This is a genomic window from Halomonas lysinitropha, from assembly GCF_902500215.1.
Classification (GTDB): Bacteria; Pseudomonadota; Gammaproteobacteria; order Pseudomonadales; family Halomonadaceae; genus Halomonas; species Halomonas lysinitropha.
On the sequence record NZ_CABVOU010000014.1, the window covers coordinates 72,337 to 91,774 of the forward strand.

Here is a 19,438-nt window from a genome sequence, read left to right on the forward strand (position 1 = left end):
ACATGTTAGCGCTAACATAGTTCTAGACGAGTGACTTCCCGGCAGCAAGCCCAGCGTGCAAGGATGAGACCAATGTCTAACTCGAACTCAGGCCAGCGGCGCCGGCGAGGTTCCGATCAACCCACTCTGAAGCAAGTGGCTGATACGGCTGGTGTTTCTACCATTACCGTATCCCGCGCGCTGAACACGCCAGAGCGTGTCAACGAAGCGACCCGAAAACGGGTCCTCGAGGCCATCGACCAGGTGGGTTACGTGCCCAACCTCGTCGCCGGTAGCCTGGCGTCGGCCAGCTCCCGCTTCATCGCGGTGATCGTGCCGTCGCTGGCCAACGCGGTGTTCATCGAGGTGATCCGTAGCCTGCAGGAGACCTTCGAGGCCCGCGGGTATCAGATCCTGCTCGGCAACACCGACTACGACCTGGACCGCGAGTATCAACTGGTGCGCACCTTCCTGGGCTGGTCGTGCTCGGCGTTGGTCACGGCCGGACTGCGACACAGTGAGGCCTGTCTCGGCCTGCTCGGCCACTGGGACAAGCCGATCATGGAAGTGATGGAACTGGGCGACGCCCTTGACCTGAATGTCGGCCTCGACCACCAGGAGGCCGGACGCTGCATGGCCCGCCACCTGGTGGCACGGGGGCACCGCGCTATCGTCTATGTGGGGGCCTGCCTGGACAGGGACTACCGTGCCAGCATGCGCTTCACGGGACATCGCGAGGTACTCGACGCCACGGGTCTGGACGCTCCGCTCATCGAACTCGACCGGCTGGGCAGCCTGGCGGCAGGCGCCACCGGACTCGATCAGGTGCTGGCTGACTTTCCCGAGGCAAGGGCCATCCACTTCGCCAACGATGACCTGGCGACCGGTGCCCTGCTGCATGCGCAACGCCTTGGCCTGCGGGTCCCCGAGGACATCGCCATCGCCGGCTTCAACGGCCTGGCGCTGGGCCAGCACGTCACGCCGCGGCTGACCACCATCCAGTCACCCCGCGAGACCATGGGCCGACTGGCGGCCGAGCAGGTCTTGAGGCGACTGGATCACCAGCCGGTGACACAACGGCAGCAGAATGTGGGCTTCACGCTCATGGTTGGCCAGAGCACCTGAGACCGGAAGTCCCAGGACCGTCGCCCTCCCCAGCACGACCGGGCCGGATCACGAATCGTATCAGCCTCTCTGATTTGGCGGGACCAGACCATCACGCTGCATCCGCCGTTAGACGGTAAGGCCGGGGGTCAGCGCTCGACGCTGATGCCATACGCCTCGCCGGCATCGAGCAGCCAGCGATAGGTGTAATCGGCGAAGCTGCGCCGTACCACCAGTTCCCAGCGTGACTCGCTGGGTCGGCGCAGGATCACCGTTGTCTTGGCAAAGACCGTGGTAACCCCCTTGCCGACCGGGAAGTGGCTGGGATTAACATCGTAGATCACCGACTTCATCAGCAGCTCCCGGGCAGCCTCGCCCTCCAGCTCGACCAGGGTCTGGCCGCCGCTGACGTTGCTGATGGCAAAGTGGGCGTCGGCCAGGGCCTCACGCAGACGGTTCTCCAGCGCGAACTCTTCGCCGCCGGGCACGATCACCAGCCACTCGTCCGGGGAGATCCACTGGATGGAACGCTCTCCCTCGGCATCGTGAACCAGGCCCTGGGGCTCGCCGGGCAAGGAGACGCCAAGCAACTCACGGACCGCCTCGTCGAGCACGATGGCGCCGCCGCGCAGGATCAGGTGGCCGAGAAAGGGCCGCTCGCGTAGTGTCGCGCGACTCCCGGCGGTGGGTGCCGGCGCGCCCGAACGGCGATAGGCGTAGGCCAGCGGCGACTCCAGGGGAATCTTGGCCTCGGTGCGGGTATCAAAGGTCCTGACCGTTTCAACGGCAGTGTTAGACATTCTGGCGCTCTCCCTTGGGATCGATGAAGATCGTGCTGACGATTTCGGCTTCGTGGGTCCGGCCGTCGGCCATGGGCAGGTAGACGGTCTCGCCCATCTTCTGCTGACCACCCTTGACCACCGCCAGGGCAAAGCCTGAGTCCAGGGTTGGGCTGTAGTAGCTCGAGGTCACGTGACCGACCATCGGCATGGGAATCGCATGTTTCGGATCGAGGACGATCTGGGCGCCCTCCTCCAGCACTACCTTGGGATCCTTGGGCTTGAGACCCACCAGCTGCTTGCGGTCGGTGCGCGCGGTATCCTGACGCGTCAGCGCACGCTGGCCGATCCAGGAGAACGGCTTGTCGTATCCCACGCACCACTTCATGCCGAGATCCTCCGGGGTCACCGAGCCGTCGGTTTCCTGACCGGCAATGATGAAGCCCTTTTCCGCCCTCAGGACGTGCATCGTCTCCGTGCCATAGGGCGTCAGGTCATATTTCTCGCCATGGGCGAACAGCGCCTCCCAGACGTGCTGGGCATAGTTGGCCTGGACGTTGATCTCGTAGGCGAGCTCGCCGGTGAAGGAGATGCGGAACACCCGGGCCGGGACGTCGGCCACGGTGCCTTCACGCCAATCCATGAACTGGAACGCTTCGCGGTCGAGGTCGATGTCGGTGAGCTCGGCCAGCAGCTTGCGTGCTTCCGGCCCGGTGACGGTCATGGTCGCCCAGTGATCGGTCACCGACGTGAAATAGACCTGCAGCTCCGGCCACTCGGTCTGGTGCCACAGTTCCAGCCACTCCAGCACGCCGGCCGCGCCGCCGGTGGTAGTGGTCATCAGGAAGTGGTTCTCGCCCAGGCAGCTGGTGGTGCCGTCATCGAACACCATGCCGTCGTCCTTGCACATCAGCCCGTAGCGCACGCGGCCGGGTGCCAGCTTGGCCCACTTGTTGGTATAGACCCGCCCCAGGAATTCACGGGCGTCAGGGCCCTGAATGTCGATCTTGCCCAATGTCGAGGCATCGAGGATACCCACCCCCTCGCGCACGGCGCGACACTCCCGGGCCACCGCGTCGTGCATGGTCTCGGTCTTGCCGTCGATCTTCCGCGGGAAGTACCAGGGTCGCTTCCACTGGCCCACGTCCTCGAACTCGGCGCCGTGCTCCACATGCCACTGGTGCATGGCGGTATAGCGCTCGGGATCGAACAGCTCTCGGCAATGGCGACCGACAATGGCGCCGATGGTCACCGGCGTATAGTTGGGACGGAACACCGTGGTGCCCACCTCGGGAATCGACTTGTCCAGACAGCGCGCGGCAATGGCCATGCCGTTGATGTTGCCGAGCTTGCCCTGGTCGGTGCCGAAGCCCATGGCGGTGTAGCGCTTGACGTGCTCGATGGATTCGAAGCCTTCGCGGGTCGCCAGTTCGATACCCGCCGCGGTGACATCGTTCTGCAGGTCGACGAACTGCTTGGGGGCGCGCAGCGTCGGCTTCTCATGAGGCACCTGGTAGAGCGCGCAGGCCGCGCCATCGCGACGCCGGGCCACCTTCGGCAGGCTCACCGAGGGGGCCTCGAAGCCGGCCTCGCCGGCCGCCTGGCGGCCCGCTGTCTCGCCGTCCTTCAGCACCTCGGCGGTGGCGAAGACGCCCTGGGCACCGCCGGCCACGCTCACGCCCTTCACCAGGGTCGGGAGGAAGGCAAGCAGGTCGTCGCGCCAGGTCGGCCGTGCGCCGGTGTGCGACGCCAGATGAATGACCGGGCTATAGCCCCCGGAACTGGCGAGCGTGTCACACTCCAGGGTCTCGACCCCGCCGACGACCCGGAAACCGTCCAGATCGACCTTCGCCACGCGCGCGCCGCTGACGCGCGTGTCGCCCTTGGCCTCGATCACGGCACTGCCGGTAATGATGCGGATCCCCTGAGCGCGGGCCTGTTCGACCAGTTCACCGTCCGGGGTGGAACGGGCGTCGGCGATGGCCACCACCTCGCGGCCGCTCTCCAGCCAGTCCAGAGCGGCACGGTAGGCATGATCATTGCTGGTGGAGAGGACCAGGCGGCGCCCGGGGACAACCCCGTAGCGACGGATATAGGTCGACACGGCACCGGCGACCATATTACCCGGCACGTCATTGTTGGCGTAGACCAGCGGCCGCTCATGGGTCCCGGTCGCCAGCACCACGCGGCCGGCCCGCACGCGATGCATGCGCGAGCGTACCTGTCGACGTCCATTGAGCGGAGCTGCCGTTTCGCCGAGATGCTCGGTGCGACGCTCGTGAAGCGTCACGAAGTTGTGGTCATGGTAGCCGTTGGCCGTGGTGCGCGGCAGCAGCGTCACGTTGTCCATGCCGGCCAGCGCCTTCAGGGTCTGGGCGACCCATTGAGTCGCCGGCTTGCCATCGAGACGCTCACGGGCATCCAGCAGCGAGCCGCCCATCTCCTCCTGTTCATCGACGAGAATCACCCGGGCGCCGCTACGCGCGGCGGCCAGCGCGGCAGCGAGCCCCGCCGGTCCGGCGCCGATCACCAACACCTCGCAGTGTTGATGCAGGTGGTCGTAGATGTCCGGATCGTTTTCCATGGGGCTGCGCCCCAGGCCCGCGCTCTTGCGAATGTACTTCTCGTAGGTCATCCACAGCGAGGCCGGGGCCATGAACGTCTTGTAGTAGAACCCGGGCGGCATGAACTTGCCGCCCAGCTTGCCGACCAGGCTCATCATGTCGCGCTGGACGTTCGGCCAGCCGTTGGTGCTGCGCGCCTCCAGACCTTCGAACAGCGCCTGCTGGGTAGCCCGCACATTGGGTACCTGCCCGGATTCAGTGCTGCCGAGCTGGACCACGGCATTGGGCTCCTCGGCACCGGCAGCCACGATGCCCCGCGGCCGGGAGTACTTGAAGCTGCGATTGACGATATCTACGCCGTTGGCCAGCAGCGCAGAAGCCAGGGTGTCGCCGGCATGGCCCTGGTAGCGCTTGCCGTTAAAGGTGAAGGTCAACTTGCGGGAGCGTTCGATGCGTCCGCCCTGGCCGAGTCGATTGGGTTGGCTCATGCGTGGACTCCTGCCTGTAGCGCGTCCTGTGCCTGGCGCGTCGCCGACTCGGCGCTGCCGCCCTGGGGATGCTCTGTAGTGAACGACGGCTGCTCGCCCATCTTGAAGGTCTCGAGGATCTCGTAACTCACGGTATGACGCGTGATGTTGAAGAACTTGCGGCAACCCACGGCGTGTACCCACAGCTCGTGATGGATACCGCGGGGGTTGTCGCGGAAGAACAGGTAATCGCCCCACTCCTCGTCGGTGCAGGCCGTGGGGTCCGCGGGCCGCGCGATATGGGCCTGGCCCTTGGGGTGGAATTCCTCCTCTTCCCGGAGCTCGCCGCAATAGGGACAGTGGATATAGAACATGGCGAAATCTCCTTAGTGGGCCACGCCGGCGGCACCGTGCTCATCGACGAGCGCCCCGGTATGGAAGCGGTCGATGGAAAACGGCGCGGCAATCGAGTGCATCTCGCCCTTGGCAAGACTGGCGGCGAAGACGTGCCCCGAGCCCGGGGTGGCCTTGAAGCCGCCGGTACCCCAGCCGCAGTTGAAGTAGAGCCCCTTGACCCGGGTCTTGGAAAGGATCGGGCAGGCATCCGGGCAGGTATCGACGATCCCGCCCCACTGGCGGTTCATGCGCACCCGGGAGAAGATCGGGAACATCTCGACGATGGCCTGCAGGGTGTGCTCCACGGTGGGGTAGCTGCCGCGTTGACCGTAGCCGTTGTAGCCGTCGATACCCGCGCCGATGACCAGGTCACCCTTGTCCGACTGGCTGATGTAGCCGTGCACATGGTTGGACATCACCACGGTATCGAGTACCGGCTTGAGCGGCTCCGACACCAGCGCCTGCAGCGGATGCGATTCCAGCGGCAGCTTGATGCCGGCCATGCCGGCCAGTACGCCGGAGTTGCCTGCCGTCACGCAACCGACGGTACTGGCCTCGATGTCACCGCGGTTGGTATGCACGCCGTGGATCTGGCCGTCGCGGATCTTGAAGCCGGTCACCTCGGTCTGCTGGAGGATGTCGACCCCATGGGCATCGGCCGCCCGAGCGAACCCCCAGGCCACGGCATCGTGACGCGCCACCCCGGCTCGCGGCTGCCAGGACGCCCCGAGCACCGGGTAGCGCGCGTTCTTCGAGCAGTCCATGATCGGCACCAGCGCCTGGACGCCCTTGGCATCCAGGACTTCTCCATCGATGCCGTTGAGGCGGTTGGCATTGACCCGGCGCTGGATATCCCGCATGTCCTGCAGGGTATGGCCCAGGTTCAGCACGCCGCGCTGGGAAAACATGACGTTGTAGTTCAGGTCCTGGGAGAGGCCCTCCCACAGCTTCATCGAGTGCTCGTAGAGCGCCGCCGCTTCGTCCCACAAGTAGTTGGAACGCACGATGGTCGTGTTGCGGGCGGTGTTGCCACCGCCCAGCCAGCCCTTCTCGATCACCGCCACATTCTTGATGCCGAACTCCTTGGCCAGATAGTAAGCGGTGGCCAGGCCGTGGCCGCCCCCGCCGACGATGATCACCTCGTACTGCTTCTTGGGCACGGGATTGCGCCACTGACGCTGCCAGTTCTCGTGGTGGCTCAGCGCGTGCTTGACCAGACCGAAGCCTGAATAATGTTGCATAGGGGTCTCCTCAGCTCGGCCTCGCCGGGCCCTGCCCGGCGGCCGGTTCAAGCGATGGTTTCGGCGGACGGCTCGGCATCGGCGGTGGCGGTGGCCGACCCATAGACCGGATGGCGGGCACACACCTCGGCGACCTTGGCCTGTACCTCGGCTTCCACGGCGGCGGTGTCTTGCCCGGCGGCCAGAGCGTCCAGGATGTCGCAGATCCAGCCTGCCAGGGCCTCGCAGTCCGCTTCATCGAAGCCACGGGTGGTGACGGCCGGTGTGCCGATGCGCAATCCCGAGGTCACGAAGGGGCTCTGGGGATCGTTGGGCACGGCATTCTTGTTGACGGTGATGTGGGCCCGACCCAGCGCCGCGTCGGCATCCTTGCCGGTCACCCCCTGGCGAATCAGCGACACCAGAAAGAGATGGTCATCGGTGCCACCGGAGACCACGTCGAAATCTCGCTCGACGAAGACCTTCGCCATGCGCCGGGCGTTGTCGATCACCCGCTGCTGATAGCGCACGAAGTCCTGGCTCATGGCCTCGCGAAACGCCACGGCCTTGGCGGCGATGACGTGCATGAGCGGGCCGCCCTGCTGACCCGGAAAGACCGCACCGTTGAGCTTCTTGTAGAGTGCCTCGTCGCCAGCGGCGGAAAGGATCAAGCCGCCGCGTGGTCCACGCAGGGTCTTGTGAGTCGTGGTGGTCACCACATGGGCATGGGGCAGCGGGCTCGGATAGTGGCCGGCGGCAACCAGACCGGCGACGTGGGCCATGTCCACCAGCAGCCAGGCGCCGACGGCATCGGCGATATCACGAAAGCGACGCCAGTTGATGACGCGAGAATAGGCCGAGAAACCGGCGATGATCATCCTGGGCTGGTGCTCGTGAGCGAGCCGCTCGACCTCGGCGTAGTCGATTTCGCCGGTCTCCGGATTCAGCCCGTACTGGACGGCCTTGTAATATTTCCCGGAGAAATTGGGCGCCGCCCCGTGGGTCAGGTGGCCACCATGGGCCAGACTCATGCCCAGCACGGTATCGCCCGGCGAGACCATGGCCATGAAGGCGGCGGCGTTGGCCTGGGCGCCGGAATGGGGCTGGACGTTGGCGTAGTCGGCGCCGAACAGGTCACAGGCGCGATCGATGGCCAGCTGCTCGACCACGTCGACGTGCTCGCAGCCGCCATAGTAGCGCTTGCCGGGGTAGCCCTCGGCGTACTTGTTGGTCAGCTGGGTGCCCTGGGCTTCCATGACCTGGGGGCTGGCATAGTTCTCCGAGGCAATCAGCTCGATATGGGCTTCCTGGCGGGCCATCTCGTCGGCGATGGCGGCAGCAATCTGCGGGTCGGTCGTTGTAAGGTTGTTGGTGTTCATGACATCACCCTGGTGGTTGGCTTCGTTACGTTAAGAGAAAGAGGCGCACGACGTATTCTGGAAACGACGCCGCCGTCATTGCGCGAGACAGGTGTCTGGAATGGGCGGGGAGCGCCGGCGGCAGGACACAGCGCGGTCAATACTCCACCACCAGGTCGCCCAGCGGCTTGCTGCAGCAGGAGAGAATATAGCCCTCCGCCACATCCTCATCGGTGATGCCGCCGTTGTGTTCCATCTCGACCTGGCCGGAAGTCAGCGGGACGCGGCAGGTCCCACAGATCCCCATGCCGCAGGCCTTGGGAATATGCAGCCCCAGCTTGGCGGCGGCGTTGTGCACCGTGTCATCGGGGTGGATACGCACGCTCTTGCCGGACTGGCGGAACTCGACGCTGATCATGTCGGCGATATCGAACTCCTCGGCTTCGGCCTCGGCCTGCTCGACGTGCTCGATCACCTCCTCCTGGACCGCCAGCGGCGTGGCGCCGAACGACTCCTCGTGGTAGTGCGTCATGTCGAAGCCCTTGGCCCGGAGCAGCCTCTTGATGGCTTCCATGTACGGCGTCGGGCCACAGCAGAAGATCTCGCGCTCCATGAAATCGGGCGCCATCAGCTCGAGCATCGGCAGGCCGAGATAGCCACGAAAGCCGGCCCAGGCCTCCCCCAGCTCGTCGCTACGCTCGCACACGATATGCAGACGGAACTCGGGGATCCGCGAGAAGATGTGCTCGAGTTCACGGTGGAAAATGACGTCGCGCGGCGTCCGCGCGCTGTGCACGAACTGCAGGTCCACGGCCGCATTGGTATCGAAGAACCAACGGGCCATTGACATGAGAGGCGTGATGCCGACCCCGCCGGAGAGCATCAGCACCTTGTCCGCGGGGTAGTCGATGACGTTGAAGTTGCCAACCGGCCCATGAACGGCCAGCTCGTCGTTGACCCCCAGGTTGTCGTGAAGCCAATTGGAGACCAGCCCTCCGGGGATACGCTTGACGGTGATCGAAAAGCTATAGGGGACGGATGGCGAACTGGAGATGGTGTAGGAGCGCATCACCTGTTGGCCATCGATCTCCAACTCCAGCGTCACGAACTGCCCGGGCTTGAAGAAGAACATCACGGGCTGCTCGGCCATGAAGCAGAAAGTGCGGGTATCCCAGGTTTCCTGAATCACCTTGACGCAACGCACCATGTGGCGGCCGTTGGTCCAGGTCTGGGTCGTGACGGGATTGAGAAAGCTCATTGTCATTATCGTATCGCCCGGGCTGCAGCATGAGGGTATCCGGCTGCGAGTCTCTCGCTTGCCGTTGTGCGCATTCTGCGCAGGGTGATGTCTCGCGACTTGCCTGCCAGCGACACGGACATGTCCATAGCCTCCGGCCCGAGGGTCTCTTATTGGGAGTCGCGTCGTTGCCACATCACCGGGCGTCGCGGCCAGACAACTGTCCCCGCAGCCGCTGATCCACACTCGCCGCCATCCGCCACCTTCTTTCGCCCGTGAGCGGCCATCCACAAGACCCCGGTTTTCCCCGAACAGCCCCGAGGCCGCCCGAGCGGCCCAGCAAGAGGACATATCGCCATGGACCCCATCTCTCCCGCTCGCCTGGATGACCCTCTGGCATCGGCACGCGAGGCCACCGCCGAAATGCTGACTCAGCGCAGTCGGCACTTCTCGTTGCCCCAGCCCTTCTATAACGATGCCCGTTTGTTCGCCCTGGACATGCAGGAGATCTTCGAAAAGGAGTGGTTGTTCGCCGGGATGACCTGCGAGATTCCCGCCAAGGGCAACTACATGACCCTGGACGTGGGCGACAATCCGGTGATCATCGTGCGGGGCGATAATGGCAGGATCCATGCCTTCCACAACGTGTGTCGCCATCGCGGCTCCCGACTCTGCGTCAGCGACAAGGGCAAGGTTGCCAAGCTGGTCTGCCCCTACCATCAGTGGACCTACGAGCTGGACGGGCGTCTGCTGTTCGCCGGCAGTGACATGGGCGCCAACTTCGATCTCGCGGCCTACGGACTCAAGCCCGTCAACGTGAGAAGTGCCGGCGGCTACATCTTCGTCAGCCTGGCCGAGGCCCCCCCCGCCATCGATGACTTCCTCGAGAGCCTCGAGCACTACCTCGCCCCTTACGACATGGACAACGTCAAGGTGGCGGTGGAATCCAGCATCGTCGAGCAGGCCAACTGGAAGCTGGTGATCGAGAACAATCGCGAGTGCTACCACTGCAACGCCGCCCATCCCGAGCTGCTCAACTCGCTTCAGGAGTTCGACGACAGCGAGGACCCGCGCGCCACGCCGGCTTACAAGGCACTGGTGGCGCGCAAGCAGCAGCAGTGGGATGCGATGGGCGTGCCCTGGCAGCTCAGGCGCCTGAGCAAGCGCAACCGTCTGACGCGCACGCCCCTGCTGGAAGGCACCGTCTCGATGACCGTCGATGGCCGGCCGGCATGCCGCAAGCTGATGGGGCATCTTCCCAATGCCGATGTAGGCGCCTTGCGCATTCTCCATCTGCCCAATTCCTGGAACCACTTCCTGGGCGACCATGCGGTAGTGTTCCGCGTGATGCCCCTCGGGCCCCAGCAGACGGTGGTGACCACCAAGTGGCTGGTCCACAAGGATGCCGTGGAGGGCGTCGATTACGACGCGACCCAACTGCGCCGCGTCTGGGACGCCACCAACGAACAGGATCGCCGCCTCGCGGAAGAGAACCAGCGTGGGATCAACTCCAAGGGCTACGAGCCCGGCCCCTATTCGGAGACATACGAGTTCGGCGTCATCGACTTCATCGACTGGTACAGCGAGAGCCTGCTGGAGAATCTCGGCCACACCGCGCCGAACCTGAGGGTGGTAGAGGGCTGAGGCGAGCCGTCCCCGTCACATCGGGCCCCGCCATCGTGCGAGGCCCGATGCTGTTCGCTCAGGGAGAAAGGGAAGACGGCGCGCGCCGGCGTCTGGAAGTGCGGCGAGCGTGGTGTTCTGCGGGCACGCCCAGGGGCAGAGACACGTGCTCACGCAGCAAGGGGAAGGGATCGGACTTGTGGGGAATCGCCATGGCGCTCACGAAGTGCTCCTGGAAGCGGGGCTCGGTGGCGGTCTCGATCTTCTCGACACGACGGACCACTTCCTCGATCTCGCGGCGCGCCTTGCGGCTGAGCAGGGCAATGCGCGCCCCCGTGCCGGCGGCGTTGCCGGCTGACGTGACGTAATCCAGATCGCAGTCAGGGATCAGCCCCAGGATCATGGCGTACTTGACGTCGATATGAGCCCCGAAGGCTCCGGCGAGACGAATGCGGTCAACGCGTTCGGTGCCGAACTGCTCCATCAGCAGGCGGATACCGGCGTAGAGCGCCGCCTTGGCCAATTGGATGGCGCGAATGTCGTTCTGGGTAATGGCCAGGGTACGGCTGTCGTCGCGGTGCAGCACATAGGAAAAGGTCCGACCTTCTGCCACGACTCTCCCGCTGCGTGAGGACAGGCCGCCCTGCACGACGCCATCCTGGCTGATGATACCGGCCAGGTACATCTCGGCGATTACCTCGATGATCCCCGAGCCGCAGATACCGGTGACCCCATAGGGTGCCACACCCTCCTCGAAGCCCGCCTCATCGGACCACTGCTCGCAACCAATCACCTTGTAGCGAGGCTCCAGCGTCAGCGGGTCGATACGCACACGCTCGATGGCGCCGGATGCGGCCCGCTGCCCACCGCTGATCTGGGCGCCTTCGAAGGCCGGACCGGTGGGACTGGAGCAGGCCAACAGCCGATGGCGATTGCCCAACACGATCTCGGCGTTGGTACCCACGTCGACCAGCAGCATCAGCTCCTCGCCCAGGTAGGGCGTCTCGGAAAGGATCATGCCGGCGGTGTCGGCGCCTACGTGCCCGGCGATGCACGGCAGACCATAGACCCGGGCGCTGGGATGGATGACCAGGTCCATCTCGGTGGCCCATAGCCCGTCGATGGCCTCGTCGGTGGCGAGCGCGAAGGGCGCCCCGCCCAGCTCCACTGGATTGATGCCGAACACTAGGCTCTGCATGATCGGGTTGCCGACAAACGTGGCCTCGAGAATGGCATCCACGTGTACGTCCGCCTCGGCGGCCAGCTCAACGGTGAGCTCGTTCAGGGCATCACGCACCGAGCGCGTCATGGCCAGCTCGCCACCCGGGTTCATCATGATATAGGAGACGCGGCTCATCAGGTCCTCGCCGAAGCGGATCTGCGGGTTCATGCGCCCCGAAGAGGCCACCACCACCCCGGTCTGCAGGTTACACAGGTGGGCGGCGATGGTCGTCGATCCCACATCCACTGCCATGCCGTAGATCTGCTCCTGAAAACCCGACCACACCCCGATGATGCGCCGGTCATCGTAGACCGCCACCGTCACGCCCCAGCCGCCCTGTCGCAGGGCCGCCTGCAGCTGCTGGACGACCCGGATATCGTTCTCCAGCTCGACCAGGTTCCAGTCATATGCCAGCGCATCCTTGAGTCGCCGCAGATCCGAGGCGGGCACGTGCATGTCAGGCTCCTGCACTTCCACATAGTAGAGGCGCACGATGGGGTCGAGCTCGATATCGAGCACTTCGGCCCGCTTGCGTACGATCTGGCGGTGCACCTGGCTCGAGGACGGCACGTCGATCACGGCGTCACCCAGCAGCTGGGTCGAGCAGCTCAGCCGCCGCCCGTCGCGCAGCGGCCCGCGGCGCGTCTCCCAGGCCTGCTCGGTGGGGCTCTTGGCGGTGAGGTGGTCCGGCCACGACTCGACGCCGTGCTTGGAAAAGCGGCCCTCGCAGAGGTCCACCTGGCAGCGGCCGCACAGACCGCGCCCGCCGCACACCGAATCGATATCGACCCCCAGTGCGCGGGCGGCCTCCAGCACCGGGGTGCCCACCGGGAAGCGTCCGCGGCGACCGGAGGGGGTAAAGACAACGAGCGCATCGTCAGCATCGGGCATGGGGACCTCCGTACGCCAAGGGTTCATCAGGGACGATACGCCTCGTGAGAGACACGTCGGTCATTCGATATGCGTGATCATGCGACAATCCAGCCTCAGCTGACCGCACGCCGACGCCGGGTCTGGCGACGCCCGCGTCCCTCGGCACCGTCCGCACCCACGGCCGGCGGCTCGCGGAACTTCTGTATCCAGCGCATGCAGTCGGGGTCGTGCCCCATCATCACGTCCGCACCCATGATCGAGGTCATGATCTCGCTGTGCAGCGGGTTGGTGATCGCCGAGGTCATCCCCGAGGCGATGGCCATGCTCATGAACGCGCCGTTGATGCCGTTGCGGTTGGGGAGGCCGAAGCTGACGTTGGAGGCCCCGCAGGTGGTGTTGACCCTGAGTTCCTTCTGCAGGCGCTGGCAGAGAGCAAACACCTGGCGACCCGCCGAGCCCACGGCACCGATGGGCATCACTAGCGGGTCGACCACCACGTCGCTGGCGGGAATGCCGTGGTCAGCGGCACGCTCGACGATCTTCTTGGCGATGGCGAAACGCACGTCCGGATCCTGGGAGATGCCCGTCTCGTCGTTGCTGATCGCCACCACCGCCGCACCATGCTTCTTGACCAGCGGCAACACCGCCTCGAGGCTCTCGTCCTCGCCGGTGACAGAATTCACCAGCGCCTTGCCCTTGTAGACGGAAAGGCCGGCTTCCAGGGCCTTGACGATGGATGAGTCAATGCAGAGTGGCACGTCGGTCAGCGACTGCACCAGCTCGATGGTCCGAGCGAGGATGGCCGGCTCATCGGCCAGCGGAATGCCGGCGTTGATGTCCAGCATGTGCGCGCCATGTGCCAGCTGGGCCTCCACGTCCTGGACCACGCGGGAGAAGTCGCCGGCGGCCATCTCCACCGCCAGCTGCTTGCGCCCGGTGGGGTTGATGCGCTCGCCGATAACCACGAAGGGGCGCTCGAAGCCGAGCACGACTTCCTTCTTGTGCGAGCTGATAACGGTGTCTGTCATGGTACTTCCTCAATGGTGAAGTCTTGTTGTTGCTATCTAACGTTGCCGTCTATCGTTGCCATTTCGACGGACGTGTTTCCGAGGTGGTGTCTTCACCGACAAAGCACGGTCATCCCTGAACGGGTTCGAGCTCTTCGGGCCGCGCATCGGGGGATTCGGGGTTGAGCTCGGCCGGATTGTCGCGCCCCGGATACCAGGGGACCCGCCCCTCCAGCACCCCGGTAGTCTCGATGATCTCGGCCACGGTGTGCTCCTGGCGGTAGGCCATGATATGGGCACCGCTGACGCCGGGGATCTCGCGGATCTGGTGCAACAGATCCATGCACAGCCGCTTGCCCTCCTCCTTCTGGTTCTCGGCCCCCTCGAGACGAGCGATCACGGCATCCGGAATATGGACGCCGGGCACTTTCTCGCGAATCCAGCGGGCGCTTCGCGCCGACGCCAAGGGCCCGATGCCGGGCAAGATGAAGACGCGATCCGGCCCCTCGAGCAGCCCCAGGTCGTTCACCTTGAGCATGAAGTCGCGCAGTCGGGGAATGTCGAAGCAGTACTGGGTCTGGATGAACTGCGCGCCGGCGGACGCCTTCTTGGCGAGCCGGTGCGGCCGCCACTCCACGGGGGGAACGAAGGGATTCTCAGCCGCGCCGAGGAAGATCCGCGGCGGCACGTTGATCTTGCGACCGCTCTGGAAGCAGCAGTCGTCACGCATACCACGGGCAATCTCCAGCAGCGACATGGAATCGAGGTCGAACACCGGCTTGGCCTGAGGATGATCACCCGCCTGGACGCCGTCGCCGGAGAGACACAGCAGGTTGCAGGCGCCCATGGCCGCGGCACCCAGGATCTCGCCTTGCATGGCGATACGGTTCCGGTCGCGGCAGGACATCTGAAGAATGGTCGCGTAACCCACGCGCGTGAGCAGTGAACAGACCCCGACGCTGGACATGTGGCAGTGCGCGCCGGAACCGTCGGTGGCGTTGATGGCATCCACGTAGCCGTCGAAGATCGCCGCACGCTTGAGTACCTCGGCCGGATCAGCCGAGTCGGGGGGGTCGATCTCGCTGGTGATGGCGAACTTGCCGGCGCGCAGCACACGTTCCAGACGCCCGGGCGAGACATGCCCCGGCAAGATGGGCAGGGAATAGCCCGGCACGGGCTCGTCGTCGAACTTCATTATCCATCGGCTCCGCTATCCGCGCGCTCGCGGGGATGATCGGCCAGCTCACGCACCACGCGCAGCCAGGAGGAGGTGTCCTCGAGGCGAAAATCCACCGGCTCCTGCACCACCTGGATGCGATCGCCATGCGCCATCTGACGACTGCCTTCCCACGCATCGACCCAGACACAGCGCATTTCCGGCTTGACCTCGCAGTTCCCGTTGGCGCGAACGCCACCACAGGGCCCGTTGCGCAGATTTTTCGGACAGTTCATCGGGCACGACATGCCGGTAGCGGAGAGCGTGCACTTGCCACACATCTGACAGTCGAAGAGAAACCCCTTGACGCGTTTCTCGACGGCCTTGACCGGCGCTTCGGCCCGCGCGTAGCCAATCCGACGCCAGAAGGGGTGTAGCCTTATCAGCACCGGCTCGAAGCCCCGGTACAGGCTCTCGAACAGTCGGGCGTGTCGAACCACCCAGCGCCTCACCTTGTACATCTTCTACCTCCTTGACTGACGCAGCCTCGTCGTCACGCCGGTCATGGTCGTTATCGTGGAACCACAGTTGCCGAGGTTCCTCGAGCGGGCTCAGCCAGCCCCTTCTGACGTACCAGCCGCTTGAGCGCCTCGTCGTCAAAACATGCCTCGAGGCGCGCCGCTTCGGCTTCAGCCTGCCCCTGCAGGTCGCCGCCACACTCACGGGGCGCGCTGCGCTGCCAGTCGGCCAGATAGGCCTCCGAACCGCCCTTGCCGGCACGCATGGCCGCGCGGTCGATAGCGTGCTGGAAGCGCGGTGACAGCAACACCTTGGCGGTCTTGCGTCCCTGCTTGGCGATCACCTGGGCGGGAATGTCTCGCCAGCTGACGATGGTCAATGTGCCCATGTGGTCTCCTCGGTGTTCGCCGTGTCGGCCGGTTCGATCAGGCGCACCAGGCTGGTCTCCAGACTCCCGTAGCCCGTGTAGTGCGATTCGTAGGCCAGCCCCAGCCGGTCCGCCGCTCGGCGCGCTTGGGCCTCGAGGAAGGGATCGCGGCGCTGTGACAGATAGACGAGCCGGCGATACTGGCCGAAATAGGTGCCGACAAGTTCCGGATGACGCGCGATGCCCAGTTCCTGAATGACCAGCCGATCGAAGTGGCGCACCAGGAAATCGGTCAGATAGAACGTACCCGGTTCATGTTCGCTGAGCGCTGCCATCACCGACTCCCCGGCATAGGTGTCATAGCAGTGCGCGCCCGGCAATCGTTCGACACCATAGGCCCCCAGCATGGCATCCAGTTGCCCCCCGGTCCCGCAGTCGCCATAGGCGACGAGAATGCGCTGACCCTGTGACGCCATTTCCAGTTTTTCCGCCACGGCAGCAGGAATCCGTTCCGGGCGGTTGTGGAGATTCGCTGGCAGGCATTCCAGACGGACATTGCGCCAGTCATTGGCACGGATCAGGACCTTTATCTCCCGGGACAGGGCTCCGCAGGCGATGATCAGCACGGGCAACATTGTCGGACCTCCAGGCGTCAGGAAGCGCGACGCTGGGCAATGAGTTCCTTGGCCATATCCACGGCCACGCCGGCATCACGGCAATAGGCATCGGCGCCGATGGCCCGGCCAAATTCCTCATTGAGTGGGGCACCCCCCACCATGACGATGATGTCGTCACGAAGGCCTTTTTCGACCAGAGTGTCAATGACGACTTTCATGTAAGGCATGGTGGTGGTCAGAAGCGCCGACATGCCTAGAATGTCCGGCTTATGCGTCTCTAACGCTTCGAGGTAAGTCTCCACCGGGATATTGATACCGATGTCGACCACTTCAAAACCTGCCCCCTCCATCATCATCGATACGAGATTCTTTCCGATATCATGAATATCGCCCTTGACGGTACCGATGACGATCTTGCCGATGGTCTCTGAACCTGACTGGGCAAGAAGAGGGCGCAGTACCTCCATACCGCCTTTCATGGAGTTGGCCGCCAGCAGCACCTCGGGGACGAAGAGAATGCCGTCACGGAAATCGACCCCGACGATGGCCATGCCACCCACCAGCGCCTCATCGAGCACCCGGTCGGCACTCCAGCTGCGCGCCAGCAGGATCTCGGTGCCTTCGACCACCTCTTCGCGCAGGCCGTTGTACAGATCGTCATGCATCTGCTCGATCAGCTCATCATCCGGCAATTCGTTGAGATCGAAGTCTTCGTCTTCGTTGTACTGTTCTGTCATGGCACTCCGCTCCCTGTCATGGCACCCCATCACGACAAGGGTGATGGTTGCGATTACAAGGTAGGCCCACCACAGACAAGCAACATCCATCCAAGCGACGCATGCATGTCGAGAAACGTCATGCCATTGACTTTGTCACCTCGCTCACGAACAAGAGAGATAATAAATTGATTTATATCATTTTTTATAAATTCTCGAGGGTATTTCACAGGTCGCGGCAACGACGTTCTGCGTCGCCTCCAGACATGTGCTCGAGCATGGTCGGAGTACATTGCCCAGAAGTCAGCCAAAACAACAATCAATCCAGCGAGAATCGCCATGTCCGCAATGACCGAAGGGAAGAACATCTATGTGCTGAAGGCGAGCTGCCGAGGCGCCATCGGTACCGTTTCTCGCCTCAGCACCTTTATGGCTGAACGGAACTGCTACATTATGGAGATGGCCCAGTTCGACGAGATTGATACCGGCAACTTCTATGTCCGATGCGTCTTTTCCTCCACGCCTCATGTTACTCCCCCGCTGGAAGAGCTAAAGGAGGCCTTTGGTAGGGGCGTCGCCGCAATTGATGGCATGGAGTGGGACATACACGACACCCTCACCCCTCCGAAGGTGCTTATCATGGTGTCGAAATTCGACCACTGCCTTGATGACCTGCTTTATCGGAAGCGCACGGGCGAGATCAAGATGCAGATCCCGGCCATCGTCTCCAACCATCCGGACCTCAAGCGGCTCGCCGACTGGTACGAGATCCCCTTCTATCATCTCCCCGTGACCCCGGACACCAAGGAGGATCAAGAAAGAAGGCTGCTGGAAATTGTCGAGGAAACCGGCGCTGAGCTGATTGTTCTGGCCCGCTACATGCAAATTCTTTCTTCCCGTTTTTGCGAGGAACTGGCGGGTCGTGCCATCAATATCCACCACTCCTTCCTGCCCGGATTCAAAGGCGCCAAGCCCTATCATCAGGCCTTCGAACGGGGGGTCAAGCTGATCGGTGCCACCGCCCACTACGTCACCACCGATCTCGACGAGGGCCCGATCATCGAACAGATCGTCGAGCGCGTGGATCACACCTACAGCCCGGCTCAACTGTCTGCTGTCGGACGCGACGCCGAAAACATGGCCCTGTCGCGCGCCGTACGGTTCCACCTGGAACATCGCGTGTTTGCCAACGGCAACAAGACCGTCGTATTCCGTTGACGGAAGGAGACATCTCATGTTTGTCCGGATCGACGGCAAGGCGCTGGCGGCACGACTGCGTGAGGAGATCGGCCGCCAGGTCAGCCGGCTACGCCAGCACGACCTGGTCACTCCCGGCCTTGCCGTGATCCTCGTGGGCGAGGACCCGGCCAGCCAAGTCTATGTGCGCAACAAGGCAACACAGGCGCGCGAGGCCGGCATGTCATCGTTCGAGTATCGCCTTGCCGACAGCGTTCCCCAGACCAAGCTGCTTGACCTGATCGAGCGACTGAACCGCGACCCGGAAGTGCACGGCATCCTCGTCCAGCTGCCGTTGCCGCCCCAGGTCGAGGAGTCAGGCGTTATCCAGGCCATCGACCCTGGCAAGGACATTGATGGCTTCCATCCTATCAACGTTGGTCAGGTGGCCATCGGCGGGCCGGGCCTGGTGCCCTGCACGCCACTAGGCTGCTTGATGCTGCTCAAGCACCAGCTGGTCGACTTGAGCGGTCAACATGCCGTTGTGCTGGGGCGCTCGAACATCGTCGGCAAGCCGATGGCGAGTCTGCTGCTGCGGGAAGACTGCACGGTGACCGTGGCGCACTCACGCACCCGGCAGCTAGAGGACCTGTGCCGACAGGCGGATATCCTGGTGGCCGCGGTAGGCCGACCGCAACTGATCAAGGGTGATTGGATCAAGCCCGGTGCCACGGTGATCGACGTGGGTATCAACCGCGTCGAGGCCGAGGGCCGGACGCGCCTGGTCGGCGATGTGGACTTCGCCACGGCCAGCGACGTCGCCGCTGCCATTACCCCCGTGCCGGGCGGCGTCGGACCCATGACCATCGCCTGCCTGCTGCTCAACACCCTCCAGGCGACGTGCCACCAATACGACATCCCCTTTCCCGACGACATCGTATCGCGCGCCTGGGGTGACACCACCGCCGAACCGACATGACGCTCTCCGCACGCAGGACGAGCAATAGCTGATGCCAGCGCTTCTCGTGCTGCCATTCTCGCCACGACAACAGCTGCCA

The 19,438-nt window shown here is 64.1% G+C and carries 17 protein-coding genes; 4 read left to right on the forward strand and 13 right to left on the reverse strand.

The window, feature by feature from the left end; genetic code table 11:
* The first annotated feature begins 72 nt into the window (after positions 1-72).
* The gene (locus HALO32_RS00430; protein WP_151441807.1) at positions 73-1,104 is read left to right on the forward strand and encodes a LacI family DNA-binding transcriptional regulator; all 1,032 of its coding nucleotides are present in this window, start codon (positions 73-75) and stop codon (positions 1,102-1,104) included.
* Positions 1,105-1,232: 128 nt separating this feature from the next.
* On the opposite strand, the gene HALO32_RS00435 is transcribed toward HALO32_RS00430, so the two are convergent.
* From HALO32_RS00435 to HALO32_RS00460, 6 genes are all read right to left on the reverse strand, one after another.
* The gene (locus HALO32_RS00435; protein ID WP_151441808.1) at positions 1,233-1,883 is read right to left on the reverse strand and encodes a sarcosine oxidase subunit gamma; all 651 of its coding nucleotides are present in this window, start codon (positions 1,881-1,883) and stop codon (positions 1,233-1,235) included.
* Positions 1,876-4,914, reverse strand: coding sequence for a sarcosine oxidase subunit alpha family protein (locus HALO32_RS00440; protein ID WP_151441809.1), 3,039 nt, complete (start codon positions 4,912-4,914; stop codon positions 1,876-1,878). The genes HALO32_RS00435 and HALO32_RS00440 overlap by 8 nt, the downstream gene beginning before the upstream one ends.
* Positions 4,911-5,267 carry a sarcosine oxidase subunit delta gene (locus HALO32_RS00445; RefSeq protein WP_151441810.1) on the reverse strand — a complete coding sequence of 119 codons (357 nt, stop codon included), beginning with the start codon at positions 5,265-5,267 and terminating at the stop codon, positions 4,911-4,913. Before HALO32_RS00445 ends, HALO32_RS00440 begins: the two co-directional genes overlap by 4 nt.
* A 12-nt stretch (positions 5,268-5,279) precedes the next feature.
* On the reverse strand, positions 5,280-6,530 hold the full coding sequence (locus HALO32_RS00450) for a sarcosine oxidase subunit beta family protein (protein WP_151441811.1): 1,251 nt from the start codon (positions 6,528-6,530) through the stop codon (positions 5,280-5,282).
* A gap of 47 nt (positions 6,531-6,577) precedes the next feature.
* Positions 6,578-7,888 (reverse strand): serine hydroxymethyltransferase, encoded by a 1,311-nt coding sequence (gene glyA, locus HALO32_RS00455; protein ID WP_151441812.1) that lies wholly within the window; start codon positions 7,886-7,888, stop codon positions 6,578-6,580.
* 136 nt (positions 7,889-8,024) lie between these two features.
* Positions 8,025-9,131, reverse strand: a complete 1,107-nt coding sequence (locus HALO32_RS00460) for a hybrid-cluster NAD(P)-dependent oxidoreductase (protein WP_151441813.1) — start codon at positions 9,129-9,131, stop codon at positions 8,025-8,027.
* Positions 9,132-9,461: 330 nt separating this feature from the next.
* Between HALO32_RS00460 and HALO32_RS00465 the strand changes: the two genes are divergently transcribed.
* Entirely contained in the window at positions 9,462-10,748 is a 1,287-nt protein-coding gene (locus HALO32_RS00465; protein WP_151441814.1) for an aromatic ring-hydroxylating oxygenase subunit alpha, read from the forward strand.
* A gap of 58 nt (positions 10,749-10,806) precedes the next feature.
* Here HALO32_RS00465 and HALO32_RS00470 read toward each other — a convergent pair whose 3' ends face one another.
* From HALO32_RS00470 to HALO32_RS00500, 7 genes are all read right to left on the reverse strand, one after another.
* The gene (locus tag HALO32_RS00470; protein ID WP_192576403.1) at positions 10,807-12,840 is read right to left on the reverse strand and encodes an ASKHA domain-containing protein; all 2,034 of its coding nucleotides are present in this window, start codon (positions 12,838-12,840) and stop codon (positions 10,807-10,809) included.
* A 95-nt stretch (positions 12,841-12,935) separates the two neighbouring features.
* Positions 12,936-13,850, reverse strand: coding sequence for a dihydropteroate synthase (locus HALO32_RS00475; RefSeq protein ID WP_151441816.1), 915 nt, complete (start codon positions 13,848-13,850; stop codon positions 12,936-12,938).
* 109 nt (positions 13,851-13,959) lie between these two features.
* Positions 13,960-15,024, reverse strand: a complete 1,065-nt coding sequence (locus HALO32_RS00480; RefSeq protein ID WP_151441817.1) for a methylenetetrahydrofolate reductase — start codon at positions 15,022-15,024, stop codon at positions 13,960-13,962.
* Positions 15,024-15,506, reverse strand: a complete 483-nt coding sequence (locus HALO32_RS00485) for a methylenetetrahydrofolate reductase C-terminal domain-containing protein (RefSeq protein ID WP_151441818.1) — start codon at positions 15,504-15,506, stop codon at positions 15,024-15,026. The genes HALO32_RS00480 and HALO32_RS00485 overlap by 1 nt, the downstream gene beginning before the upstream one ends.
* Positions 15,507-15,556: 50 nt before the next feature.
* Entirely contained in the window at positions 15,557-15,892 is a 336-nt protein-coding gene (locus HALO32_RS00490) for a virulence factor (RefSeq protein WP_151441819.1), read from the reverse strand.
* Positions 15,880-16,506 (reverse strand): DUF1638 domain-containing protein, encoded by a 627-nt coding sequence (locus HALO32_RS00495; protein WP_151441820.1) that lies wholly within the window; start codon positions 16,504-16,506, stop codon positions 15,880-15,882. The genes HALO32_RS00490 and HALO32_RS00495 overlap by 13 nt, the downstream gene beginning before the upstream one ends.
* Before the next feature lie 17 nt (positions 16,507-16,523).
* The gene (locus tag HALO32_RS00500) at positions 16,524-17,225 is read right to left on the reverse strand and encodes a corrinoid protein (RefSeq protein ID WP_151441821.1); all 702 of its coding nucleotides are present in this window, start codon (positions 17,223-17,225) and stop codon (positions 16,524-16,526) included.
* A 318-nt stretch (positions 17,226-17,543) separates the two neighbouring features.
* On the opposite strand from HALO32_RS00500, the gene purU reads away from it, so the two are divergent.
* Positions 17,544-18,422, forward strand: coding sequence for a formyltetrahydrofolate deformylase (purU, locus tag HALO32_RS00505; protein WP_151441822.1), 879 nt, complete (start codon positions 17,544-17,546; stop codon positions 18,420-18,422).
* A 16-nt stretch (positions 18,423-18,438) separates the two neighbouring features.
* Positions 18,439-19,359, forward strand: a complete 921-nt coding sequence (folD, locus tag HALO32_RS00510; RefSeq protein WP_151441823.1) for a bifunctional methylenetetrahydrofolate dehydrogenase/methenyltetrahydrofolate cyclohydrolase FolD — start codon at positions 18,439-18,441, stop codon at positions 19,357-19,359.
* Positions 19,360-19,438 lie beyond the last annotated feature (79 nt).